This window comes from Paenibacillus sp. J22P59, assembly GCF_059383895.1.
In genome coordinates, this window is record NZ_JBXENX010000003.1 from 277,951 (window position 1) to 302,598 (window position 24,648).

Here is a 24,648-nt window from a genome sequence, read left to right on the forward strand (position 1 = left end):
GAACTACGAAGACCTGAGGAGTGATACGGATGCAAGCAAGATTATTATTGGAAGACGGAACGTTGTTTACAGGTGTCTCTTTCGGTGCTGAAACGCAGACGATGGGAGAGGTTGTTTTTAATACAGGTATTACAGGCTATCAGGAAGTATTGTCTGATCCATCGTATTGTGGTCAAATTGTTACGATGACATACCCTTTGATCGGCAACTATGGTATTTCTAGAGATGACTTCGAGTCGATCAGCCCATCCATACACGGCTTTGTGGTACGCCGCAACGAGCCGGTACCAAGCAACTGGCGTGCACAGTATTCGCTGGGTCAATTGCTGAAAGAATACAACATTCCAGGTATCAGTGAAATTGATACTCGGATGCTGACTAGAATACTTCGCCAGCATGGTACGATGAAGGGTATTCTAACGACTGGCAATGAGCAAGTAGAAGAGATGCTGGAGCGTCTTGGCAAAACTTCGCTTATGACTGATCAAGTAGCTCGTACTTCTACGAAGCAAGTATTCTCTAGCCCTGGTAATGGCGAGCGTATCGTTCTTGTTGATTTCGGTGCAAAGAGCGGTATCCTGCGCGAGCTGACAAAGCGCGGCTGTGATGTTGTTGTTGTCCCTCATGACACAACGGCAGAAGAGATCCGTAAGCTGGCACCAGACGGCATCCAGTTATCAAATGGCCCTGGGGATCCAAAGGATGTACCATACGCAGTTACAATGATTAAGGAACTGCTTGGCGAATACCCAATCTTCGGAATCTGCCTTGGTCACCAGCTGTTTGCTCTCGCTTGCGGAGCAGACACAACTAGACTCAAGTTCGGCCATCGCGGCGGCAACCATCCGGTGAAGGAGCTAGCGACGAACAAATGCTACATTACTTCACAAAACCATGGTTACACCGTATTGGATGATACAATTGCGAACACGGAATTGTCCGTAACGCACATTAATAATAATGACCGTACAATTGAAGGTCTGAAGCATAACCAGTATCCAGCATTCTCGGTGCAATATCACCCGGAGGCAGCTCCTGGTCCATACGATTCCAGTTATTTGTTCGACGAATTCCTAGAGATGATTCGCACACACAAGATCAATAACCCGCAAAAGCGTCGTCAAGTTGTGCTGGCGGAAACGCTGAAAGGAGAGCTTCAATATGCCCAAAAATAATGAACTCAAAAAAATTCTCGTTATCGGCTCCGGCCCGATTGTCATCGGACAAGCGGCGGAATTCGATTATGCCGGCACACAAGCTTGCCAAGCTTTAATGGAAGAAGGTTACGAGGTTGTTCTGATCAACAGTAACCCTGCAACGATTATGACAGACACGAATATGGCTCATAAAGTATACATCGAGCCAATCACACTTGAATTCGTATCCCAAATCATTCGCCAAGAGCGTCCGGATGGCTTGCTGCCAACGCTCGGCGGCCAGACTGGTCTGAACATGGCTGTAGAGCTGGCTCGTGCAGGCGTACTTGAAGCTGAGAACGTGAAGCTGCTGGGTACACAGTTGACGGCGATCGAGAAAGCAGAAGACCGTGACTTGTTCCGTGACCTGATGCGTGAGCTGGAACAGCCTGTTCCAGACAGCGACATCGTAACAACGGTTGAAGACGCTGTTAATTTCGCCAACCAAATCGGTTATCCGATCATTGTTCGTCCGGCTTATACGCTTGGCGGAACAGGCGGCGGTATTTGTGCGAATGAAGAAGAGCTTCGTGAGACAGTAGCTTCGGGTATTCGTTATAGCCCAATCAATCAATGCTTGATCGAGAAGTCGATTGCGGGCATGAAAGAAGTGGAATATGAGGTTATGCGTGATGCCAACGATAACTGTATCGTTGTGTGTAACATGGAGAACTTTGATCCGGTTGGTGTACATACTGGTGACAGTATCGTCGTGGCGCCATCCCAGACTTTGTCTGACCGCGAGTATCAAATGCTTCGTTCAGCATCGTTAAAAATCATCCGTGCCTTGAATATTGAAGGCGGCTGTAACGTTCAGTTCGCACTTGATCCGCAAAGCTTCCAATACTATGTAATCGAAGTTAACCCTCGTGTAAGCCGCTCGTCGGCTCTTGCTTCCAAAGCAACGGGCTATCCGATTGCTAAGATGGCAGCGAAGATCGCAATTGGCTATACGCTTGATGAGATCGTCAATCCAGTAACAGGCCAAACGTACGCAATGTTTGAGCCTACACTTGACTATATCGTATCGAAAATTCCACGCTGGCCGTTTGACAAGTTCGTTAACGCCAACCGTAAGCTTGGTACGCAAATGAAGGCAACTGGTGAAGTAATGGCTATCGGACGTACGTTCGAGGAGTCCATTCACAAAGCGGTTCGTTCCCTTGAAATTGGAACACACCGGATTCATCTGAAAGAAGCTTCTTCCCTTGAAGAGGATGTACTGCGCAATCGTCTCCAGAAGCCGGATGACGAGCGGATGTTCCTCGTAGCAGAAGCATTCCGCCGCGGCTACCAGCTGCAAGAGATTCAAGATTTGACGAATATTGACTGGTGGTTCCTTGAGAAGATCGAGTCGATTATCGCATTTGAGGATCACATTCGCAGAGAGGTTGCCTTGTCGCGCGAAACGTTGTATCAAGCAAAACGCAAAGGCTTCTCCGATCGTTCGATCGCAGAAATTCGCAAAGAGGGCTTCCCTAACGGCAGCCACACGAATGAGCATGATATCCGTGCTTACCGTAAAGAGCTAGACATTAACCCGGTATACAAAATGGTAGATACTTGCGCAGCTGAGTTCGAAGCGACTACGCCTTACTACTACTCCACTTATGAAGTAGAGAACGAAGTAACAGTATCAAGCAAAGAAAAAGTGCTTGTACTTGGTTCAGGTCCTATCCGTATCGGTCAAGGTATCGAGTTCGACTACTCGACTGTACACGCAGTATGGGCTATTCAGAAAGCAGGCTATGAAGCGGTTATTATCAATAATAACCCTGAGACTGTATCGACTGACTTCAGTACATCGGATCGCCTCTACTTTGAACCGCTGTTCTTCGAGGATGTCATGAACGTAATTGAGCAAGAGAAGCCAATCGGCGTTATCGTTCAATTCGGTGGACAAACAGCAATTAACCTTGCAGCACCACTAACGAATGCTGGCGTTCGCATTCTTGGATCGAGCCTGGAAAGCATTGACTCGGCAGAGGATCGCAAGAAGTTCGAAGCCTTGCTTCGCAAGCTGGATATCGCACAGCCTGAGGGCAGCACAGTAACTTCGGTAGACCAAGCGGTAGAAACAGCGCAAAAGCTCGGTTATCCAGTATTGGTACGCCCGTCTTACGTACTCGGCGGACGTGCGATGGAAATCGTATATTCCGATGCAGAGCTTCTCAGCTACATGGAAATTGCGGTTAAAATTAATCCGGAGCATCCGGTTCTGATTGACCGTTACATGCTGGGCAAAGAAGCGGAAGTTGATGCAATCTGTGATGGCGAGACGGTGTTGATTCCGGGAATCATGGAGCATATCGAGCGCGCAGGCGTTCACTCCGGCGACTCAATCGCGGTCTATCCGCCGCAATCGCTGTCGGAAGAGATTAAACAACAGATTGTTGATATCACAATCAAGATTTCCAAAGAGTTTAATGTTATCGGGCTTGTGAACATCCAGTTCGTTATCCATAATGATAAAGTCTATGTCATCGAAGTTAACCCGCGTTCGTCCCGTACAGTTCCTTTCCTGAGCAAGGTAACGAACTTGCCGATGGCGAATCTGGCAACTAGAGCTATTCTTGGCACTAAGCTTGCTGATCTTGGTTATGTAGATGGCTTATGGCCAGAAGATACAGTTGTATCGGTGAAGGTTCCAGTATTCTCCTTTGCCAAGCTTCGCCGCGTTGACCCTACTCTTACACCAGAGATGAAATCAACAGGTGAGGTTATGGGACGTGATGAGCAATATGCAAAAGCTTTGTATAAAGGCTTAATCGGAGCAGGCATGAAGATTCCGATGACAGGCGCTATTATTGCAACGATCGCGGACAAAGACAAAGAAGAAGCGACAGAATTGCTGCGCGGATTCTATGATCTCGGCTATAAAATTATGGCAACTGGCGGTACTGCTGCTACGCTTGAAGCAACAGGCATGGTCGTTACCAATGTGAACAAGCTGAGCGAAGGCTCACCTAACATTCTGGATATGATCCGTGAAGGTGAAGCGCATTTCGTAATCAACACGTTGACCAAGGGCAAAACGCCTGAGCGTGACGGATTCCGAATTCGCCGTGAAGCAGTAGAGAACGGTGTAGTATGTATGACATCGCTTGATACGGTTCGCGCCTTGCTGCGGATGCTTGAGACGATTAACTTCTCCTCCCGTCCAATGCCAGTAGCTCAAACCAAATAAGAAGAAGCACGGCCAGCGCCGGTTGCTTGTCCAGGGGATTGAACCTGTGAGCAGCCGGTGGATGGCCTTTTATTACGACTAAATGAAGAAAATAGGAGGTCAAGTGATGAGCCTGACACGTGATCAAGCAGCGGGACGAATAATGGTTGCGCTCGATTATGCCAATGCGGCATCAGCTGAGCAATTGCTCCAGCAATTAGAAGGCATTCCTTGTTACATGAAGGTTGGCATGCAGCTGTTCTATTCTGCTGGACCTTCTTTTATAGATGCTCTTAAGCAAAAGGGCTATCATGTTTTTCTAGATCTGAAAATGCATGATATTCCGAATACGGTAAAAGGCGGTGCGAACAGCATCACTAAGCTTGGCGTTGATATGTTCAATGTCCATGCAGCCGGCGGCATTAAGATGATGGAAGCGGCACTTGAAGGTGTTGAAGCGGCTCTGCCTGCAGGGCAAACGAAACCGACTGTTATTGCCGTTACCCAACTGACAAGTACAAGTGTTGATGTATTAAATACAGAGATGGGCATAGCGGGTTCTGTTGAACAAGCGGTGCTGCGTTATGCGGAGAATGCAAAGCTTGCAGGGCTGGACGGCGTTGTTGCTTCACCGATGGAAGTAACAGCAATTAAGCAGGCATGCGGCAGCGCATTCAAAACGATTACTCCGGGCATACGCCCTGCTGGCGCAGCCTTGAATGATCAATCTCGTATTATGACGCCTAGAGAAGCATTGAATCAAGGCACGGATTATATGGTAATCGGCCGCCCAATAACGGCAGCAGCTGATCCGCGTTCGGCAATTGAATCCATTATTGAGGAGCTGGTTAAAGATGAGTAACCTATCATTAACAGAACTACCAAGTCAAATTGCAAAAAAACTGCTGGAGATTGAAGCTGTCGCGCTTCGTCCGAATGAACCGTTCACTTGGACATCAGGCTTGAAATCACCAATCTATTGCGACAATCGCCTAACGATGGGTTATCCGGAAATACGTGATCTGATTGCTGAAGGCTTTGCTGCGATTATCCGTGAGCGTTATCCTGATGCTGAGGTCATTGCAGGAACTTCAACAGCAGGTATCCCTCATGCAGCTTGGGTTGCTCAGAAGCTGAATCTGCCTATGGTCTATATTCGCGACAAAGCGAAGGGACATGGCAAAAACAATCAAATCGAGGGCAGAGTGGCGCCAGGGCAGAAAGTTGTCGTTATCGAAGACCTAATCTCCACGGGCGGAAGCTCGCTTAAGGCGGGACTGGCTGTTCGTGAGGCAGGTGCTGAGGTGCTAGCGGTATTGGCTATTTTTACGTATCAATTCGAGCAGGCTGCCAACGCTTTTGCTGGTGAGAATATGCCGCTGGAGACCCTTTCTAACTACAGCGAGTTGATTCAAGCTGCTGCTCAGTTAGGCAAAATCGAGAATAGCGACATCGCTACTCTGAAGGCATGGCGTGAAGATCCCCAATCATTTGGCGTATAGAGAAATAAGGTGCCGGATGGGGTTTTCCTAGGAGAGAAAAACATTTAAAGAGCAAGCCATTTTTTAATGGCTTGCTCTTTGATTTGGTCGAAGAGAGGATTTGCTATTTTTATAGAAAGTATTGCAAATTGATGTAACATTTTCTCCGCCTGATGCGTCTAACGTTCTAGATGAGAATTATGAAAGGTTAGGGGGTATTGCAGACGTCCATGGCATTCTTAAAAAAAGCGAGAGAAAAGGACGGCCAGCCGCAAGAACAACTACATAACGGAAAACTTCTTTCCGTCGACCATGTAGAGCGAGTATTTCAGGTCGGCGGCAATGAGCTGCGCGTACTTAAAGGGTTGAATATGGAGCTGATGCCTAAGCAGCTTGTGATGCTTCGCGGCAGATCGGGCTCTGGCAAGACGACGCTCCTGAACTGTCTGGGAGGGCTCGATACGCCAAGCAAGGGAGAAATTTGGTTCAATGGCAGACCCTTTCATTCCTTAAGCGATGATGATCGAACCTTAGTAAGGCGTAAGGAAATGGGCTTTATTTTTCAAGCGTTTGCATTGATGCCCTTGCTGTCAGCTTATGAGAACGTAGAGCTGTCGCTTCGAATGGCAGGAACTCCTCGATCCTTGTGGAAGGAACGCGTGAAGGAGTGCTTGGAGCTGGTTGGTCTGGAGAAAAGGATGCATCATCGGCCCTTTGAATTGTCCGGCGGTGAGCAGCAGCGTGTCGCGATAGCCAAAGCGATTGCCCATAAGCCGATTCTTCTGCTGGCGGATGAGCCGACTGCAGAGCTGGATTCGAATATGTCCGCGCAAATTATGGCGGTTTTCCAAGATATTATTAAGACAGAGCAAGTAACAATTTGTATGACAACACATGACCCAACAATTCTGGAGGTAGCTGATCATGTCTATGAGATGGTGGACGGTAAATTTATATAAGCGTTCTGCAATTATTATGTTATCCGCTTCGATTCTGTTCACAGGAGGATGTTCCCTTCTTCCTAATGAAGAGGAAGCCGAGGTACTGCCTTCTATTGCACCTCCGCAAATATCCAAGAAGCCTGAGCATGTTGTAACAACGGCTACGATGATTACTGACGTGAAAGAGGTTGGCAAATTGATCTCCTTGCAGGAGGAGACGCTATTCTTCCGTTTGGACGGGAAGCACTTGAAGGAGCTGCATGTGAAGCCTGGTGATCAGGTAAAAGCAGGCCAAGTGATTGCGGAGCTTGATGTGGATCTTATGAAGAAGGATCTGCGCAACAAGAAGCTCGGCTTCAAGAAGGAAGAAGCAGCGATGAAGGAAACGCTGAGAGACAAGGACACAATGGACCCTATTGATTTCGAGGAAAAAATGATCTTGTTCGAAGAGAAGAAGCAGGAATTGGCTGATCTTGAAGAGGAGATTGGCAAAGGGGTACTAACATCTCCTTTTGCTGGTACGATCCTAAATCTGAAAGTGCAAAAAGGCGATATGATCAAAGCCTATGACCCGATTGCAATTGTGGCAGATACAAGTAGGCTTGTTCCAGCAGTGAAGCTATCCAAGGATCAACTTGCGAAGGTCGCTGTTGGAATGCCCGTCGTGATTGAGATTACGGGAGCAGGCAAATTTAATGGCAAGGTGAAAGTACTTCCGATCACGAGCACGGGACAGTCTGGGAATAACGGAAACCCTTCGAACGGAGAACAAGAGAAGGAACGTCCGGAGGATTTTCTGATCGCAGAGATCAAGGATATGCCCAAAAACTTAAATCGAGGCATGCCTCTGACGATAAGTATTATTATTAAGAAGAAAGAAAATGTAGTGGTTATTCCGCCAACTGCGCTTCGTGCGATAGGTACCCGAACTTATGTTCAGGTTGTAGATGAGAATGGCAAACGTGAGGTAGATGTTGAGGTCGGACAGCAAACCGCTACACAGATTGAGATTGTAAAGGGTTTGACACCGGGGCAGAAAGTTGTAGGTAAATAGCCGATGGGGATTCCGCTGTATAGATTTTTATTCCGCAAAATGTGGAATACCCGCTGGCTGACACTAAGTACACTGGCAGGACTGACGCTCGCGGTTGCGTTCGCGACCAGTATCCCGATGTATGCGGACGGTGCCCTGAAGCAAGTCGTCACGAAATCCCTTCAGGAGAAGAGTACCGGGCTCCCGGCAGGCTCGCTGCTAATGAGGTATCAGGCAACCAGCGGCAAGACAGATATCGCTGCGCTTACCGAAGTAGGGCGTTATATTGATGAGGAAGTCCCGAAAGATATCGGCTTCCCATTCGATTCCAAGGTAAGGAGCTATTCAATACGCGGTACTGATGTTGTGCCAGAGGATCCAAGTAAGGTCGACGCCAGCCGCAATAGGCAAATGACCATCATGTCTATGTCAGGGCTTGAGGAGCAGGCCGAGCTTGTACAGGGACGCTGGTTTGAGAAAACGTCCAGCGACAAAGAGCTGATAGAGGCTGTGATGCTTGAGGAAGCGATGTACCGCAATGATATTCATATTGGCGATGTATTCGAATATCCGATTTATGGCGGTCTTAATTTGACTCTCCGTGTCAAAGTGGTTGGCGCTGTTAAGCCTACAAACGATACCGATTCTTATTGGTTTCAAGGTCTTGAAGGCTTGATGAATACGTTCCAGATTAGTGAGGAAATGTTCAAGAAAGTATTGCTGGAGCAATCCAACATTCCACTTAATAATGCAAGTTGGTACTATGCTTTTAATTTGTCAGATATAAAGACCAGCCAGTTGTCTCCTCTTGGCAACACGCTCGATAGACTGAACATTGAGCTGTACCAGAAGTTAAAGGATACTAAGGTAGAGATTTCATTCGCTTCTACTTTGACGGAATTCAAGAAACAAAGCTTGCAGCTGCAGACGCTGTTGTTCACGCTTGCAGCGCCAATGCTGGCGATGGTGTTCTACTTTATAGCGATGAATGCCCGCCAATCTCTGGATAAACAGCGCAGTGATATTGCAGTACTGCGAAGCAGGGGCGCGGGAACAAGACAAATTATTCGAATCTATTTATTAGAAGGTCTCATGCTTGGGGCCATCGCGCTCGTCATAGGGCCGATGATTGGTTGGTTCATGGCCAAAAGCATAGGTTCGGCTAACGGTTTCCTATCTTTCGTTAACCGCAAGTCGATTCCTGTAAGCTTCTCAACCGAGGCTATGATTGCAGCGGGTGCAGCAGTCTTGCTCGCAATACTATCAACCGTTATACCTGCGGTCATTTATGCTAGATCTTCCATTGTCAGCTATAAGAGGGATCTGGCTCGTTCGGATAGAGGCCCGCTCTGGCAGCGTTGGTATCTGGATATTCTGTTGCTAGGGGTAGCAGGTTATGGCTGGTATATGTTCAATGAGAGACAAATGCTGACGTTCCAGACGGGAATGACGACCGATCAATTGAATGTACAGCCGTTTCTCTTTTTCGTGCCGGCATTGTCTATCTTTGCATTAGGTCTGGCATGCTTAAGGCTATTCCCTTGGTTGCTCAAGCTGTTCAATTGGCTCGGACGCAAATTTTTGCCGGTTCCATTATATTTGACACTAACGCAGCTGTCACGTTCGTCGAAGGGTTACTACCCCCTTATGATTCTACTCGTGCTTACGCTTGGGCTAGGTGTGTATAATGCATCTGCGGCAAGAACGATTGATCTCAACTCAACCGAGCGCACCTTGTACAAATACGGCTCTGATGTCATTATTCAGACGGCTTGGGAGGGCACTCCTGAAGTTACCAAACCAAGCGGCAACGGAAATGGCAACGGAAACGGTAATGGCAATGGAAATGGCAATGGCAACGGCAACGGTAACGGAAATGGTAATGGAAACGGCCAACAGCCGATACCTACCAAAACGTTATTCAATGAGCCTCCATTCGAAATGTTCAGAAAGCTGGAAGGGGTAGAGGCTGCTGCACGTGTATTGCAGACTAAGGGGAATGTAGTTGTCTCCGGGCGCTCTATTGGCCAAGGAACTGTGATGGGAATTGACAATGTTGATTTCTCCAAAGTAGCTTGGTTCCGAAATGACCTGTTCCCTACACATCCTTACAACTATTTGAACTATCTGGGTATGTATGAGCAAGCGGCGCTAATTCCTACGAAGGTTGCCGAGAAATATCAATTAAAGGTAGGGGACAGCATTTCGGTTGGGTTCTCCGAAGGAATGGTTGAATTCGTGATTGTCGGCATTATGCCGTATTGGCCGAGCCAATATCCAGATCAGTCTCCATTCATCATCACGAATTTGGACTATATCTATGATCAGCTCCCTATTATTCCATACGAGGTATGGTTGAAGATGAAGCCAGGTGCCAAGGTAGCTCCTATTATAGAGGAGCTTACGAAGCAGAATATCGTTATTGCCTCGGTTAAGGATGTTCGTTCCGAGCTTAGCATACAGGCTAAACATCCTACCAGAGGCGGCGTATTTGGCATCCTGAGTCTTGGCTTCCTCGTTTCTGTCGTGGTTACCTTGACGGGTTATGTACTCTACTGGTTTTTCAACCTGTCAGGCCGGGTGGTTCAGTTCGGTGTCCTGCGTGCGATGGGATTATCTCGCAAGCAATTGACGGGGATGCTGCTGCTTGAGCAGCTATTCACAGCGGGTCTGTCTATCGGCTTAGGGGTTCTGATCGGAAAAGTAACGAGTCTGCTCTTCCTGCCTTTCTTGCAAACGGCGGAGAATGTAGCAGAGACGGTGCCTCCATTCCGAGTTATATTTGATTCTAAGGATACGAATCAGCTGTATATTGTTGTCGGATTCATGATGTTTACAGGAGCAGCTCTGCTCTTCCTGCATATTCGCAGGCTCCGGGTGCATCAGGCAGTTAAAATGGGAGAGGAGCGATAACATCTATGATCGATTGCGAAGGCCTAGTGAAAATCTACAAAAGCGACGATCTCGAAGTTGTTGCCTTGCAAGGTCTTAACTTAAAGGTAGAAGACGGAGAGCTAATGGCTATAATCGGGAACAGCGGCAGCGGCAAATCAACGCTGTTGAATATATTGGGTGGTCTCGACCACCCTTCCGCTGGAACGGTCCATGTCGGTCCTTGGGATTTGCTCAAGATTAGCGATGATGAGCTTGTTCAATATAAGCGAGCGACCGTCGGCTTCATCTGGCAGAATAATGCGCGTAACCTGCTGCCTTATTTGACGGCTCTTGAGAACGTGGAAATGCCAATGATGCTATCGGGCAAGGTGGACCGCGCATATGCCAAGCAATTGCTGGAGTGGGTAGGCTTGAAGGAGAGAATGAATAACAAGCTTCATCAGCTCTCAGGCGGTGAACAGCAGCGTGTCGCAATTGCAATTTCCTTATGCAACCGGCCTAAGCTGTTGCTTGCCGATGAGCCCACGGGCTCTGTCGATACCGCAACCTCAGATCTTATCATGGATATATTCCGCCGATTGAATCGTGAGATTGGCATTACGATCGTTATCGTTACCCATGATTTGACTCTTGCAGGCAAGGTGGATCGGGTTGTCGCTATTCGTGACGGCCTAACGAGTACAGAGTTCATCAAGCGCAACCCGAATATGGACTTGGCTAGCGGCGGTGAGCAGCAGATAGGAAAAGGTCTGCAAGCTGTTCACGAAGCTTATGTAGTCGTTGACCGGGTAGGTCGCTTGCAGGTGCCCAAGGAATATTTAAATGCGCTTAATATTAAAGACAAGGCAACGATGGAATTCGATGGGGAGCGAATTATTATTACATCCCCAAAATCACTGGAGGTAGAAGCGGATGAGAAGATTGGATAAGGCAACACAACCTAGAAAATGGATTTCGCTTATTTTAATTTTATCCATGCTCGTTACGCTGCTTTCCGCGTGCAGTCGCGGAGAGAGCGGGTCAGCAGAGACAAGAGTGCTGCGGATTGGTGTATTGTACGGTGGATCTGACAGTGAGTTTTACTTCCGCCAGCAATATACAGATATGTACGAAATGATGAACAAAGATGTGAAATTCGAGATTGTAAGTGCGATTAATTATGATGACCAGCGTTTTGAGACGCCAAGCAAAGACGGTGCCAACAAACAGCCGGATCCATTTGTAAAAATGTCTGAGCTGCTGTCTGGGCAAAATCCGGTTGACGTCGTTGTAATCGACTACAGTATGATGCGCAGACTAGTGCAGGATAACTTGCTTAAGCAGTTAGATCCGCTTATTCAACAAAGCAAGTTTGATCTGAGCGATTATGTGCCAACCGTACTTGATGGCATCAAATCAGCAGGCGGAGACAACAATATTTATGCTCTGACGCCTACTTTTACCTCATCTGCACTTTTCTATAATAAGAAGATTTTTGCTGAAGCAAATATTGAACCGCCTACAGATCGCATGAGCTGGGATGATGTAATTAACAAAGCTCGCCAAGTGAGTTCAGGAGAAGGAGCAGATCGTAAATTCGGCCTTTCCTTCAATCGCTGGGTAGGTGATCCATTCTCCGAGTCACAGACCTATGCGGCACCGCTGCAACTGAAGATGTGGGATGACAAAGGCGAGAAAATGCTTGTGAATAATGATAAGTGGCAGCAAGTGTGGGAAACAATTGCTAACCTATACAAGGAGAAAATTGTTCCTGGTCAAGAAGATATGAACGCTGTATATGACAAAATGAATGCTAGCGGCGGGGAAGGCGATTATAATCCGATAGCCAATTCGGGTGACTTCTTTCTCAACGGCAAAGTCGCTATGACGATTGGCGAGTATTATTATATTAATGAATTGAATTCAACAATGAAAAGTGCTTCTAAGCTCCAAAATTTTGATCCATTCGAATGGGATATCGTTACGGTGCCGACTCACACGGATATACCTGATGTTGGAGGCAACATCAATTTGAGTCAACTGATGGGTATCAATCAGAACGCGCAAAATCCGGATGATGCCTGGAAGTTCATTCAATTCTCGAACAGCAAGGAATGGGCGGAGCTCAAATCTCGCAGCTCGTATGAGCTTGTTGCTCGTAAAGAGTTCTTGAAGCCTAAGGATGGCTTGACCTACAATATTGATGCCTTTACGCTGCTGAAGCCTATCCCGCCACAATCAACAGATTCGGAGAAGCTGCAGCGTGAGAAGCCTGGGATCTGGGAAGCGCAGAATGCTGGCTATGAATTGTTCCAGCAAGTCATTAAGGGTGACAAAACGGCCAAGGAAGCGTTGCAGGAATGGGAAACCAAAGGCAACATTGTACTTGAGAAGCTGAAAAATACTCCAACTGGTGAAACAGACGGAGGGGGCGGGGGCATCGGAGTTATGCCTATGCCTAGAGAAGCGGTCGCGGAACCTCTTACTGTGGAGTAGAATAAGGAATACAAGAGCCGTATACGGAGTATCCGTATACGGCTCTTTGTCGTCCTCTAGAGGCGTTTCGTCGATTAAGGAGGGCGGGGGCTCAATTCTCTATACATCATGCTCAGGAGAGGAGCTGAGAGGGGCTCTGTTGTTTTCTATTGAATGAGGGAGGGGGTGTGGTCTGAAAATAGTTAAAGCCCGTGTACATGGCTTGGGGAGCCATCAGTAAGGATGCAGATGCATAGGCAAAAGGAATCATCCTTGATTTGCTTGTTTTATTGGATTATTGGGTATTCTAAGAAGCGAGGAGGGATTCCCATGATGAAATGGATCTATTGGGTCAGATTATATGAAACCAAGTTTCAGGCTGGATGTCTCGTTCAGCGAATGGAAAATGATTGGTGGGTATACGGCTATGAATGTCCACAGGAAATTGAAGTATTCCGTTCGCGGAAGGGAAGATATGGCGTTCGTTATCTTCCATAATGTGTTGAAATTCGGTGGGTCCGTATGCTTTAAATGAGATAAAATATATTCTTTTTAAGAAAAATTAAAAAATGCTTGACGAGAGTATAGCTAATATTGTATATTAATTCATGTCGCCATTTCAAAACGATGTTTTACAAATGGATATATCGCGGGGTGGAGCAGCCCGGTAGCTCGTCGGGCTCATAACCCGAAGGCCGCAGGTTCAAATCCTGCCCCCGCAACCAACCTTTCGACTAAACGTTCATTGGACGTTTGCGAGGGCCCTTAGCTCAGTTGGTTAGAGCGGTCGGCTCATAACCGATTGGTCGGGGGTTCGAGTCCCTCAGGGCCCACCATTTGAAACATCACTCATGCCGGGGTGGCGGAACTGGCAGACGCACAGGACTTAAAATCCTGCGGTGGGTGACCACCGTACGGGTTCGATTCCCGTCCTCGGCATACTTAAGTAAAGTCCCGTTAGATAAACGTTTTGCCTAACATAAGCAAACGTATAATACGGTATGATACGGCACGCGAAATACATAATCCTGTGTTATTGGCAGGAGGAACCAGCACCTCGTAACCGCGCTTTATTCGTCACGTGACGATTATTACGCAAAGGGGTGCTTTTTCTATGTCCGGAAATAATCGAAGTAACGGGCCTGTAGGGAGAAAGAATACGATAGCGGTTAGCGGGTATGATGCTGTAAATGCGCAGCCGAATCCAAGGATTTTGACTTAGCGATAACAACGTTCTTACGGAATTGCCGTATTCTTGATTTAGCAGGACCTACTATTACGTATTACAAGGACCTATTGTCGATACTCAAACGTACTAGAGATAGAAGGGATAAGTTAATCACGAACATATTCGCGCATGTACTCTCGCGAAACATGAAGAAGGAGCAGTTGACGCTACAGTAGATAAATATTTTGGAGGTTGGCGGGCGTTCTTCAATTGCATGTTTACGGAAGGTTATCTAATAGAAAACCCATTTGACCGATTCGCTAAGATAACGTCGGAACAACGTATCAGAGAAACATTCAGCAAACCACAATTAAAGGCATTGTTGGATGCTCCAAATAAACAAACGTTTACCGGTTATCTAAACTAAGTTATTATGATGACGCTGTTAGAGACTGTCGTACGCATCTCCGAACTAGAGGGCATGACGATATGACGATACTTAATAAAAATTGGCGTGAGCGGCGAATTAAGGTTTATGGGAAGGGACGGAAAGAGCGATTTGTCCCATTCCAGCGTACTCTCGAACGTCTTCTTAAGGAGTGTATTAGTACTCGTGGTTTATTAGATCACGATTTCCTTTTCGTTAATATTGACAACACACCGATTAAAACTCGGACGATGCAGAAAGTTATTTCGGAAATCGGAGTTACCGCGGGAATAAAAGGCGTTAGAGTCTCACCGCATACGTGATAATCCGGACTTTACCAATGGTTGAGCTTCAAACAATTCTTTAGGAGGTGTATTTCCGCTTTGGAGAGAATAGATTTTCTTGGAGGAACGGTTGTTGATACCAAGTTAGCTACAGATCACAATTACTCTGAAATCCTTATTGTTGAACAGGAAGCATATCCTAATAAAATAGCCTTTAAAACACTAAGGGAATCAAAAGGTACTCCAAAAAAAATAGAAAGTTTTCTTCGGGAAGCAAGAATGTGGCTAAAAGTAAGTAATCATCCATTAATTGTTGCTCCTCTTTATATGGCTGAATACAAGGATAAGCCAATTATTTGTATGCCCTACTGTGATGATACTCTTGATAACTATAGAAAAAAACTAGCGAATACCGGAGTTAATTTTAGTGTAACAGATGTATTAGTTGTGGCAATACAAATAATTAGCGGATTAATATATGCGAAAAAAAATGGCATTGAAAATCATCAAGATTTAAAGCCTTCAAATATATTAATACAAGATTTATCGAAAAGGTTTGAAGGATATGACGCTAAGGGTATGCTTAGGTATAAAGTATTAATTAGTGATTTTGGTTTAGCCAATGCTTGGAGAGAATTGGACGTTAAAAGAGGTTCATTATTTTACATGGCGCCTGAGCAGTTTAACCCTCATCTGTTTACTTTGTTTGACCCTGATCTATTCTCACTTGGTATCATGATGGCAGAGATGCTGACGGGTAAACACCCATTTGGTAAGACAATTAATCAGATTTATAGTAAGTACGGAGGCTCAAGGAATGCAAGACAACATATTGAAAAGTGGGCTTTTTCCGGAGAGAGATTTATTGAAGACAGTGATGCTTCGTATTATACAGAAGTTAAACATTTAATATTACGAATGTTGATAGCTGATCCCTTTGATAGGCCAAGCCTCGAAGAAACTTTAGATGAAGCATTCCGAATTTTAAAATTAGTCGATTATATGTCATATAAGCAACTGAAAGTACTTGTGGATTATTATAATACTCTATCGGAATACTCAGAACCTCTGAAGAGATATGACACCTTGTATAAAATAGCAAATATACCTGGTCAAGAAGATTTGGTAATAGATCAGTTGATGCTGGAGTATAAAGAATTATCTAAAGATATAAAGCTGGCTAGTTCACAAGAAACAATAATTTATGGAGAACTAGTGTTAAAGCTTTGCCGGCTTTTAATACAAAGGAATCTCTCATGTGAAAGCATTGATATAGAGATTTTTGCACGGAAACTGTTGGATGTTTTTTATGAAAAAAGATATGATATAAAGGTTAGTGATGAATATCCACCTCTAAACTTTTACGATTCCCAAATAATTTCTACCCCACCGTTCCGAAATTATGAAATTTATTCACAATGGATTGGTAGAATTCGTAAATTGTTTTTAATGAAAATTGATGAGTCTGCAACTCAGGCTTTGTTTTTTGAGAAAGATAATTTAACAAAGGCTGCATATTTAAATTCAATAGCGTCAGGGTATCACCTAAATGGTGACTATCCTAATGCAATTAATACTTTGGATAAATGTATAGAATTAGTGCCTGATGAAGCAACAAACTATTATCTAAAGGCACTTTGGCTAAATCAAATTCAAATATTCGGTTCGATAAGTTCACAGTTGGAAACAAGTGATTATAGTAAAAGAATTAATGAGTTGTGTAGAAAGGCTGTTAGCTTGGCACCAGAATGGAGTGAGCCCAAGAGATTGTTAGGAGTTAACATGTAATTCCTGCATATGACACGAAGCGACCGGACTTCAGAGGACTCAGACTTCAAATTTCAATATGGAACAAATGTGCTGGTAATTAGTGAAAAATTGAGAAAGAGCAGGACACCTGCTCAATCATTTTGCTAACATAAATCTGTCCGTCACTTCTCGAACTTAGAAAGCGAGAAACATGGATAAAGCAATACTATTCATTAATAGAGTGGCGAATAGGTCTAAATAATAAACGAGTAGAAAACAATATTTATAACAATCATTATTAACCCAAAGATTAACAAGCCTTTTCCTATGCTTTGTTTTTCGAGATCATCATTGAATGCAAATATCCCGCCCACAATTAATCCAACTATTGGAATGAGCAGAGTTATAACGTACAGCAATGCAGTTGCACAACCGAATGTAGATTCAGAGTTATTACTGGGTTCATAGTAGGCTGTATTCGTTTTCTTGGTAAAAACAGTCCCACAATATTTGCATTTTGATTCATTTGCATTTAATTTTTCATTACAATGTGAGCATATTCGTTTCTCTTCGGCTTTTGTGAAGGTCTTTAAAGAATCAGGCGTTCCAATAATTTTAGAGTCTTTTAATGTGCTGCTGCATTGAATACAAATAAAAGCATTTTCACTATTACTTTCACCACATGCATTGCATATTTTTGAGGCCATTCCTGATCTTCTCCCTGAACTTTATTTCCATACATTCCTATAATAGTATCATTACCTACAAATTAGGTCTATTGAATTTAGTATAATATTTTCAATGGTGGGCGCTTGAGTTATAAGTTGTATATACAAAAAAAGCAGCCTCTCTAGTGATCTAGTTATTAACTTCTCGAATTCTAAGGAATTAGATTGTTTGTAGTACAAAAGGGGGAGTTTAGCTCACTCTCCACAAGGTTAAATGTATGATATAACCATTGAGGGATATCATGTAAAAACGCAGGATAGACAAACGCAGGTAATAGCCCCTTTGGGGCGTAACGTAAGGGCGATCGTTCACATAATACGCAGCTACTTTTTATCTAATGTTTACGACCGATCACAGCTTTTGTGCTATCGAGAAATAAACAATCGACCGGATAAGGCTATGGATTTCCGTAAGCCAGACGCAATCGGTCGAAATAGGAGGTATTAACGTATGGATGACGGAAAAGCTAATGTTACGGATTACGCTGGGTGTCCATCGCGTATGTTACTCGTACTCGCGGAAATGGCGGGGAGCAATAGTCGCTTACAGCGTATGTGGCTCGCTAATTTTCAACGCATTACCAACGAAATCAGACGTACACTCTAAATAGGACATACGAGCAGAGATCTTTAGCTGAATGCTGCGTTTTTTTGTTAACGTGTCTGCAAGTATATTCCTCTTGTCAAAGAATATAGGATATTATTTTACATGTTTTTTGATCAGCATTGCGAAAATAAGATTTTTCTCTTAGGAGGAAAGTCTTATTTTTTTATGTGAATAGCTTGAAATTTATAATTTTCTATGATTCTATTGTCACAGTTATATCAAAAGTTGTAATATAGCTTTATTGTGGAAAATGGAGGAAATCATATGAATTTAACAAAAAGCAATACTCCCAAAGGGGGAACACAAACAACTGCTCCTAATAGAACAAGTAGTAGCAGCGGCAGTAGCGGCAGTAGCGGTGGGAGTTATAGAAGCAGTGGAAATAATGGAAGTAGTGGATGCAGCACTGTTGCCATAGTACTTGTCATAATCGTTATCTTTCTTATCGTGGCTGGCGTCAAAGGTTGCAATAAAATGGTCTATAACATGGGCGTTGGGTCAGTTGAAGAACAAGGTCAAATTATTGTGGATTTTGAAAAGAAAATTATTGCAATTGATAAGAAATTGGATAGTCTTAATAAAGGAATTTCGAAAGAGCTGCTGAAGGTCAGTGAAAATAAGAATCCAAACATAGAGCTTCTTGATGAGGCTGAGAAAACGTATAAGCGTGTCTCTATTCAAATAAAAAATATGGAGATTCCAAAAGGGTTAACGAAGGAAAGAAAAAGTAAGCTTGAGGATATTAAAACTAACTTTGAGCAATCTTATATTTTTAAATCAAACTCCATGTGGTATCTTCTTAATTTGTTGGAATCCTATGACGAGGATACTGCCTACGATTATCAGACAAATGCACAGCTCGCCGAGGATAATACGCTAGATGCGATTACTGAGCTAGTGGTGTTAAAGAAAGAGCTTGGCATAGCAGAAGAATAACAAACGGTTCAGTATGAACACGAGAGAACCTATCTATTTCTAAAGAGAATGGTCAATGTGACATTCTCTTATTTTTTATGATGGTGGAGATGATTCGTATTTTGAAGGAGAACAATTACTCGGAATAACATCAGCTTGACGAAAATGAAGCGGCAGGACTGTGCAACGGGTATGGGATTCTGCAGCAAAGGCCCAATTGCATGACATGAGAAGACCATCAGCATGACTCGACATATAATTTTAGAGTGCGAAATAGTTATAAATCATGGAAGAATCGTCTAGGAAGGCATTTCTATAGGAGAGGTCGTGAGGGAGTGGCAGATCGGAAGGCATTCAAGCGTTATACGTTGGAGGAATTCGTCAATCATTTGCGTACCTATGTTGGTCGTGTTCGATTCCCTGAGGTTCACGTACATGGCACCTGGAAGCCCACGATTGCCAACTTTCGGCAAAGGCCCGGTGAGTATTATATGCAAGCCATGTATCGCGCCCATCTTGCCCGTGGATTCGCGGACATCGCACAGCATGCTACGATTGATCCGGACGGCTATATATGGGATGGGCGTCCATTAACGCAAGCGCCGGCTTCGGCTACGGGCTATAATGACTCGGATCAAGACGGCATTCATCCCTTTATGTTCGAGATGATCGGCAACTTCGATAAAGGAGAGGAGAAGCTGGAGGGGGCGCAATTACAGACTGCATTAGGCCTTACTCATGCGCTTGTTACATTATTCGGAAGCCGTATTGTCTTTCATCGGGAGATGACGAATGTGAAGACCTGCCCTGGTACAGGGATTGATAAGGTAGCCTTCCAGAAGGCTGTAGCTTCCTATAGGGAGGAGCTGAAGGAACCCGTGATACAAGGCTTAAGTGCTGAAGATGCGAATAAAATCATTCCTTTTCTAAGCGCGGCTTATATGGCAACTACGGACAAGGAAGCGCGAGCGGAATTTAACAGATTGGCGAATGAGCTTCGCAAAGCAAGCGGACAACCCACACAATAGTTATAAGACAAAAGGTTTGTACCTGAACATGAATTCAATTAAAATAGAAAAAGCGATCCTCCTTAACCTACCTTCCTTGCTTCGTGAAGGGGGATTTTTCTTTATAAGGGATCATAAATGAATCGGAAGCGGTGATCGGCAATGGCTGCAAGTAAACAATATGTAGTCTGGGTTGGCAAGCAGCCTGGCGTATACGGTACGTGGAAAGAATGTCAGGAGCAAGTGAACGGATATCCAGAAGCGAAATATAAATCCTTTGAATCTAAGGAGAAGGCGATGACGGCCTTTAAAGAGGGCTGGAAGCTTCACTGGGGCCAAGGGAAGTCAGTGTCTGCGACAGGCAAAGAGAAGGCTAAGGCTCAAGTGAAACGCACTGCCGCCCCATCAGCAAGTGAACAGAGCATTGATTATGATAGTATTTCTGTAGATGTGGGTACACGCGGCAATCCGGGCCCAGTGGAATTCAAGGGGGTAGACACACAGACGGGCGATATTCTGTTCTATGTGGGACCGATTCCCAATGGGACAAATAATCTGGGAGAATTCATAGCCGTTGTTCATGCCCTTGATTATTTGAAAAAGCAAGGCAGCAGCAGGACGATTTATAGTGATTCCAGAACGGCGCTTGCCTGGATTCGCAACAAAAAAGTAGCCTCCACCTTGAAGCGGGATGCATCGACGAAACAAATATGGGAGCTTACGGATTGGGCCATCAATTGGCTCAAAACGAATACTTACGATAACCAAATTGTGAAGTGGAATACCGAAGAGTGGGGAGAAATTAAAGCGGATTTCGGCAGGAAGTAGGTAGTGGAATGATAACCAACCCTTTTATCAATGATTGGTCGCAGCTGCTCGAGTCAGAGATTAAGCAGCCTTATTTTAAGCAGATTATGGCTTTCATTGAAGAGCAAGAAAAGTATAAGCTCATTTATCCAGCGCGAGCAGATCTATTCAATGCTTTTCATTATACTTCTTATGAACAGACGCGTGTCGTCATTATTGGACAAGATCCTTATCACGGACCGGGACAAGCCCATGGCCTGAGCTTTTCCGTTCAGCCAGGTGTGAAAATACCGCCCTCTCTGAAAAATATATATAAGGAATTACAGGAGGATGAGGGCTGTACCCTCCCTGAGCATGGCTCGCTATTGAGTTGGGCTAAGCAGGGAGTGCTGCTGCTTAATACGGTGCTCACAGTCGAAGCGGGTAATCCTAATTCCCATAAAGCGATTGGCTGGGAAAGGTTCACGGATTATGTGATCACGTTGCTTAATGAGAGAGAGAAGCCGATTGTCTTTATTCTATGGGGGAAGCATGCGCAGGATAAAGCAGCCTTTATTAATACGGATAAGCATTTCATCATTGCTTCGCCTCATCCGAGTCCATTCGCGGCTCGTAAAGGCTTCTTCGGGAGCCGGCCATTCTCACGAGCCAATACATACCTGCGCAGTATTGGAGAAGCTCAGATAGACTGGCAGATACCTGTTGAGGCTGCATCAGTGGTCAGCAAAGGGTAAGAACGAAAAAGACGTACAGACTCGGATATACGAGGTGTACGTCTTTTTGTTGTGTATTAGTTACTGCTTGGCAATACAGGTTTGAACTTCGCGTCGACATAAGTAACAGCTTCAACCTTGGTAATGACCTGAGGATACATTTTATCGGGATCAGGCTGAATCGTCTCGATATAGAGGATGGCTTGATCCCCTTCAAAAGCAATAGATGCAATGCGCAAGCCATAGCCAGGATGAGGGGCTTGACCTGTTACCGTTACTTTATTCACATCTGCGTTCACGGAGGTTACAGACACCGTTAGATCGTTGATTAGCTGTGTGACGGGCTCTTCGATGACTGGTGTCTCCTTTACAAACTCGATCGCGTCATACAGCCAAGCAGCCGCGTCGCCACGAGTGATCACAGTGGTTGGATAGAACTTTTGTTTGTCATCTAGAACAGCGATTTTGCTGATCAGAAGTTTTTGAATACTATCCATATACGAAGCGTTAATTTCTTTGGCATCATCAATTTGCATAAACAATTCGATAAAGGCGTAATTTCCTTTTTGGGAGATTGCCTTGAACAAATGATGTGCGAATTGCTCGCGTGTCATAGTATCATTCGCCTTAATGTCCTTAGCGACGTCCAAACCGTAATAATGAGCGATAATGAACGCATCGGAGTACCATGCATCTTCTTTTAGATTGGTATAATAATCGGATACTTGAGGTGCCTTGACGAATCTAATGTGATTGAAGTTTAAGTCTAGACCTTTAACGATCATTGAAATTCCAGCTGCATAAGTCAGCTCGCCCTTAGCGTTGAACTTACCATCCTTATCCCCGTTAAGGATTCCTCGCTGCTGGAGAGAATTGATCTTGCTTTCATTCGGGTCATTCTTAACGTCATTGAAGGCCCCCGCAGATTGCCCCATCGTGAGGAGCAGCAGTGCAACAGTTATTAGCATGAATAGTGGTTTTTTGTGCATGGTTAACATCACCTCTTCTGTAATATAGTTAAGCTTATTGACTATTAGTTTTGACGGAGAGAGGTTCCATATTGTTGCAGGGAACGAAAAAGTTATGAAAAAACGGTGCTAGGCTTCTTCTTAAGAAGAAGGCCCACCACCGTTCTAGCTTACACTTTAATGTCGAGATTATGCCCAACGTTAGGGTTAACGCTTTGTTCCATTAGCTTGATTAAGTTCTGCCCATTCTGTTCCATCTGTTCCTTGCCCATAGCAAGAACACGTACAGAAACGGCTTGTGACAGAGAAGCTTGGCTCATTGAAGTAGATAATGCTGCAATATCCATAGTAGAACACCTCCCCTTATATTATCGGCAAGCAATCGGGATTAGTGAATGGGGAGGAGCCAGAAATAATACGGCTCCAATTAACAAAGAGAATCCCGTTGGCGCAAGGCCAACGGGATTCTATATATCAATCTGGTGCGCGTCACGTCACGTCATAGGTTGGAGGCGGTATAGCTGCCTAGCGAAGGCAAGAGCAAGCAATAATAACTAAAAGGATAAACAGGACAAGAATAATGCCGATATTGCTATTCCCACAACCACTGACAACAGGGCCGCATTTAACAGGACCGCATCCAACAGGGCCAACATTCCCTACGCCATAACTCAATTTACTCAACTCCTTTTTATAAGGTACAGTAGCATATGATTGTCTGCTGCAAATGCTTGGGCAAGTAAATGAAATGTGTGTTTATCTACATGGACTTCATCCTTGTTCATGTCATTAAATAAAGGGAAGGGGTAGCAGGAGTTGAGCTTGTTTTGGCGAAATAGGTGCTGTGGAGGTGCTGAAGTTGGCGAAGGAAAAAGTAGCATTTGTGTTATTGCAAAATGCAGCAGGCGAACAATTGCGAGTAATCATACCTAATGGACTCGTCATTTTCCCGGAAAGCTCGGAACAGGATGAGCATATGTTCGTTATGACAGAGGATGAAGCGGGGAATTTGTTATTTCTTTTACCAGAAGACATTTATGACATGGCGCCCTCTGACCCTGATGATACTGAGAGCATGGCGGTGTTTCGTACGAAGCATGGCGAGCGTTGGCCTGTTCATTCCCAAGGTGCTGTTCAGCAGATGAGCGAATTATTGAATAAGCTGGTTTTCTCAAATCGTGAAGAATAACAGGTAGGACCGGGCTAATGAATAATGTCCCATATTCAGATCATAAGGAACCGTCGCGGCGGGGCGACGGCTATCACTTAGTAAAGGATGATGGAATAAGCATCGACTGCATCAAGATCGGGATTGTCGAAGGCGCGCCATGTTTCAGTCTGCATATTCAAATTAGCGCAAATCCCAGGAATGATACGCAATAGTTCTGGTTCTGTAATGTCTAAATTGTACATACTTCGTAAGGAGTGGAGCAGTACTACACTGTTAATAATGTTCATATCTGGGCCGATAAACATGACATTATATTTGTCATTCGCGCTCATAGGGTCCTTTAAACAATCCTGCTTCATATCGAGCAAGATAGACGAAACCTTCGAAATAAGATTATCCATCGTACACCCCCTTCTATAAAAGTAGTTTACCAGATTAAGTAAGGGGGATGGAAGAGGTACAGCCGACAATCGAATAAACCTGAAATTTTGATAAGCAATCAAACCTAGCTTGATGAGGAGTTGCTGAATAGAGGCTTTATGTAGCACTCTAAATATAGAAGGTGCCGATCCATAGTGGGACGGCACCTTTTAACGGCGATTAAAGATAATTTTGGAGTGTGCCTGTTACGTTTGAATTGCCATCTTTGACTACATAGAGAGTATACTTACAAGCTGCACTCATGTAGTAATTTATTGTTAGGATGTCAGAGTCCTTCGATCTCCTTAATTAAAGTTGTTCCAAGGAATAATATATTCAGCGCCTTAAACCGGTGCTTTTTATGGTGCGATTGTACAACTCTATGAACCATGGGGATTTGATATTTTTCGTATATGCCCTTCAACCGAATCCGATGAATGTAGATGTATTACCTTGGGGATAGATTGTAGGAAAAATGCCAGGCACAGCAAAGATAGATTCAAAGGATCACGCTCTTA

At 44.6% G+C, this 24,648-nt stretch carries 20 protein-coding genes, 3 tRNA genes and 1 pseudogene; 20 read left to right on the top strand and 4 right to left on the bottom strand.

Annotated elements, in window-relative coordinates:
- The first annotated feature begins 29 nt into the window (after positions 1-29).
- From AC50YO_RS06580 to AC50YO_RS06650, 15 genes and pseudogenes are all read left to right on the top strand, one after another.
- Positions 30-1,175 carry a carbamoyl phosphate synthase small subunit gene (locus AC50YO_RS06580; RefSeq protein WP_494844726.1) on the top strand — a complete coding sequence of 382 codons (1,146 nt, stop codon included), beginning with the start codon at positions 30-32 and terminating at the stop codon, positions 1,173-1,175.
- Positions 1,162-4,383 carry a carbamoyl-phosphate synthase large subunit gene (gene carB / locus AC50YO_RS06585; RefSeq protein ID WP_494844729.1) on the top strand — a complete coding sequence of 1,074 codons (3,222 nt, stop codon included), beginning with the start codon at positions 1,162-1,164 and terminating at the stop codon, positions 4,381-4,383. The genes AC50YO_RS06580 and carB overlap by 14 nt, the downstream gene beginning before the upstream one ends.
- Positions 4,384-4,489: 106 nt before the next feature.
- Positions 4,490-5,224, top strand: coding sequence for an orotidine-5'-phosphate decarboxylase (pyrF, locus tag AC50YO_RS06590; protein WP_494844733.1), 735 nt, complete (start codon positions 4,490-4,492; stop codon positions 5,222-5,224).
- On the top strand, positions 5,217-5,864 hold the full coding sequence (gene pyrE, locus AC50YO_RS06595; RefSeq protein WP_494844736.1) for an orotate phosphoribosyltransferase: 648 nt from the start codon (positions 5,217-5,219) through the stop codon (positions 5,862-5,864). The genes pyrF and pyrE overlap by 8 nt, the downstream gene beginning before the upstream one ends.
- Before the next feature lie 209 nt (positions 5,865-6,073).
- The gene (locus AC50YO_RS06600; protein ID WP_494844739.1) at positions 6,074-6,802 is read left to right on the top strand and encodes an ABC transporter ATP-binding protein; all 729 of its coding nucleotides are present in this window, start codon (positions 6,074-6,076) and stop codon (positions 6,800-6,802) included.
- Positions 6,768-7,838, top strand: a complete 1,071-nt coding sequence (locus tag AC50YO_RS06605) for an efflux RND transporter periplasmic adaptor subunit (protein WP_494844747.1) — start codon at positions 6,768-6,770, stop codon at positions 7,836-7,838. Before AC50YO_RS06600 ends, AC50YO_RS06605 begins: the two co-directional genes overlap by 35 nt.
- Positions 7,839-7,841: 3 nt before the next feature.
- Positions 7,842-10,730, top strand: coding sequence for an ABC transporter permease (locus AC50YO_RS06610; protein WP_494844750.1), 2,889 nt, complete (start codon positions 7,842-7,844; stop codon positions 10,728-10,730).
- Positions 10,731-10,735: 5 nt separating this feature from the next.
- Positions 10,736-11,641: an ABC transporter ATP-binding protein gene (locus AC50YO_RS06615; protein ID WP_494844754.1), complete on the top strand. Its 906-nt coding sequence runs from the start codon at positions 10,736-10,738 to the stop codon at positions 11,639-11,641.
- A complete protein-coding gene (locus AC50YO_RS06620) occupies positions 11,625-13,187 on the top strand; it encodes an ABC transporter substrate-binding protein (RefSeq protein WP_494844760.1) in 1,563 nt (520 codons plus the stop codon). Before AC50YO_RS06615 ends, AC50YO_RS06620 begins: the two co-directional genes overlap by 17 nt.
- Before the next feature lie 309 nt (positions 13,188-13,496).
- The gene (locus AC50YO_RS06625; protein ID WP_494845334.1) at positions 13,497-13,664 is read left to right on the top strand and encodes a hypothetical protein; all 168 of its coding nucleotides are present in this window, start codon (positions 13,497-13,499) and stop codon (positions 13,662-13,664) included.
- Between the two features lie 150 nt (positions 13,665-13,814).
- A tRNA-Met gene (locus tag AC50YO_RS06630) sits at positions 13,815-13,891 on the top strand.
- A gap of 34 nt (positions 13,892-13,925) precedes the next feature.
- A tRNA-Ile gene (locus AC50YO_RS06635) sits at positions 13,926-14,002 on the top strand.
- A 17-nt stretch (positions 14,003-14,019) separates the two neighbouring features.
- Positions 14,020-14,105, top strand: a tRNA-Leu gene (locus tag AC50YO_RS06640).
- 700 nt (positions 14,106-14,805) lie between these two features.
- Positions 14,806-15,084, top strand: a pseudogene (locus AC50YO_RS06645) (tyrosine-type recombinase/integrase); the annotation flags it as partial.
- A 60-nt stretch (positions 15,085-15,144) separates the two neighbouring features.
- Positions 15,145-16,833, top strand: coding sequence for a serine/threonine protein kinase (locus AC50YO_RS06650; protein ID WP_494844766.1), 1,689 nt, complete (start codon positions 15,145-15,147; stop codon positions 16,831-16,833).
- A 215-nt stretch (positions 16,834-17,048) separates the two neighbouring features.
- Here the strand turns inward: AC50YO_RS06650 and AC50YO_RS06655 are convergent, their stop codons facing one another.
- A complete protein-coding gene (locus AC50YO_RS06655) occupies positions 17,049-17,501 on the bottom strand; it encodes a double zinc ribbon domain-containing protein (protein ID WP_494844768.1) in 453 nt (150 codons plus the stop codon).
- An 892-nt stretch (positions 17,502-18,393) separates the two neighbouring features.
- Here AC50YO_RS06655 and AC50YO_RS06660 point away from each other — a divergent pair.
- From AC50YO_RS06660 to AC50YO_RS06675, 4 genes are all read left to right on the top strand, one after another.
- Positions 18,394-19,065, top strand: a complete 672-nt coding sequence (locus AC50YO_RS06660; protein WP_494844772.1) for a hypothetical protein — start codon at positions 18,394-18,396, stop codon at positions 19,063-19,065.
- A gap of 314 nt (positions 19,066-19,379) precedes the next feature.
- Positions 19,380-20,072 (top strand): peptidoglycan recognition protein family protein, encoded by a 693-nt coding sequence (locus AC50YO_RS06665; protein WP_494844774.1) that lies wholly within the window; start codon positions 19,380-19,382, stop codon positions 20,070-20,072.
- A 141-nt stretch (positions 20,073-20,213) separates the two neighbouring features.
- The gene (gene rnhA / locus AC50YO_RS06670; RefSeq protein WP_494844777.1) at positions 20,214-20,879 is read left to right on the top strand and encodes a ribonuclease H; all 666 of its coding nucleotides are present in this window, start codon (positions 20,214-20,216) and stop codon (positions 20,877-20,879) included.
- Between the two features lie 8 nt (positions 20,880-20,887).
- Positions 20,888-21,592 (top strand): uracil-DNA glycosylase, encoded by a 705-nt coding sequence (locus tag AC50YO_RS06675; RefSeq protein ID WP_494844779.1) that lies wholly within the window; start codon positions 20,888-20,890, stop codon positions 21,590-21,592.
- A 56-nt stretch (positions 21,593-21,648) separates the two neighbouring features.
- Here AC50YO_RS06675 and AC50YO_RS06680 read toward each other — a convergent pair whose 3' ends face one another.
- Both AC50YO_RS06680 and AC50YO_RS06685 read right to left on the bottom strand, forming a co-directional pair.
- A complete protein-coding gene (locus AC50YO_RS06680) occupies positions 21,649-22,560 on the bottom strand; it encodes an S-layer homology domain-containing protein (protein ID WP_494844781.1) in 912 nt (303 codons plus the stop codon).
- Positions 22,561-22,709: 149 nt separating this feature from the next.
- Positions 22,710-22,886, bottom strand: a complete 177-nt coding sequence (locus AC50YO_RS06685; RefSeq protein WP_494844783.1) for a YjfB family protein — start codon at positions 22,884-22,886, stop codon at positions 22,710-22,712.
- A 512-nt stretch (positions 22,887-23,398) separates the two neighbouring features.
- Here AC50YO_RS06685 and AC50YO_RS06690 point away from each other — a divergent pair.
- The gene (locus AC50YO_RS06690; RefSeq protein WP_494844788.1) at positions 23,399-23,728 is read left to right on the top strand and encodes a hypothetical protein; all 330 of its coding nucleotides are present in this window, start codon (positions 23,399-23,401) and stop codon (positions 23,726-23,728) included.
- A gap of 77 nt (positions 23,729-23,805) precedes the next feature.
- Here AC50YO_RS06690 and AC50YO_RS06695 read toward each other — a convergent pair whose 3' ends face one another.
- A complete protein-coding gene (locus tag AC50YO_RS06695; RefSeq protein ID WP_494844791.1) occupies positions 23,806-24,111 on the bottom strand; it encodes a hypothetical protein in 306 nt (101 codons plus the stop codon).
- Positions 24,112-24,648 lie beyond the last annotated feature (537 nt).

Bases quoted from the DNA above. Each gene is read 5' to 3' on its own strand.
- AC50YO_RS06580 (WP_494844726.1), top strand. From the start codon at position 30: ATGCAAGCAAGATTATTATTGGAAGACGGAACGTTGTTTACAGGTGTC.
- carB (WP_494844729.1), top strand. From the start codon at position 1,162: ATGCCCAAAAATAATGAACTCAAAAAAATTCTCGTTATCGGCTCCGGC.
- pyrF (WP_494844733.1), top strand. From the start codon at position 4,490: ATGAGCCTGACACGTGATCAAGCAGCGGGACGAATAATGGTTGCGCTC.
- pyrE (WP_494844736.1), top strand. From the start codon at position 5,217: ATGAGTAACCTATCATTAACAGAACTACCAAGTCAAATTGCAAAAAAA.
- AC50YO_RS06600 (WP_494844739.1), top strand. From the start codon at position 6,074: ATGGCATTCTTAAAAAAAGCGAGAGAAAAGGACGGCCAGCCGCAAGAA.
- AC50YO_RS06605 (WP_494844747.1), top strand. From the start codon at position 6,768: ATGTCTATGAGATGGTGGACGGTAAATTTATATAAGCGTTCTGCAATT.
- AC50YO_RS06610 (WP_494844750.1), top strand. From the start codon at position 7,842: ATGGGGATTCCGCTGTATAGATTTTTATTCCGCAAAATGTGGAATACC.
- AC50YO_RS06615 (WP_494844754.1), top strand. From the start codon at position 10,736: ATGATCGATTGCGAAGGCCTAGTGAAAATCTACAAAAGCGACGATCTC.
- AC50YO_RS06620 (WP_494844760.1), top strand. From the start codon at position 11,625: ATGAGAAGATTGGATAAGGCAACACAACCTAGAAAATGGATTTCGCTT.
- AC50YO_RS06625 (WP_494845334.1), top strand. From the start codon at position 13,497: ATGATGAAATGGATCTATTGGGTCAGATTATATGAAACCAAGTTTCAG.
- AC50YO_RS06655 (WP_494844768.1), bottom strand. From the start codon at position 17,501: ATGGCCTCAAAAATATGCAATGCATGTGGTGAAAGTAATAGTGAAAAT.
- AC50YO_RS06660 (WP_494844772.1), top strand. From the start codon at position 18,394: ATGAATTTAACAAAAAGCAATACTCCCAAAGGGGGAACACAAACAACT.
- rnhA (WP_494844777.1), top strand. From the start codon at position 20,214: ATGGCTGCAAGTAAACAATATGTAGTCTGGGTTGGCAAGCAGCCTGGC.
- AC50YO_RS06675 (WP_494844779.1), top strand. From the start codon at position 20,888: ATGATAACCAACCCTTTTATCAATGATTGGTCGCAGCTGCTCGAGTCA.
- AC50YO_RS06680 (WP_494844781.1), bottom strand. From the start codon at position 22,560: ATGCACAAAAAACCACTATTCATGCTAATAACTGTTGCACTGCTGCTC.
- AC50YO_RS06685 (WP_494844783.1), bottom strand. From the start codon at position 22,886: ATGGATATTGCAGCATTATCTACTTCAATGAGCCAAGCTTCTCTGTCA.
- AC50YO_RS06695 (WP_494844791.1), bottom strand. From the start codon at position 24,111: ATGGATAATCTTATTTCGAAGGTTTCGTCTATCTTGCTCGATATGAAG.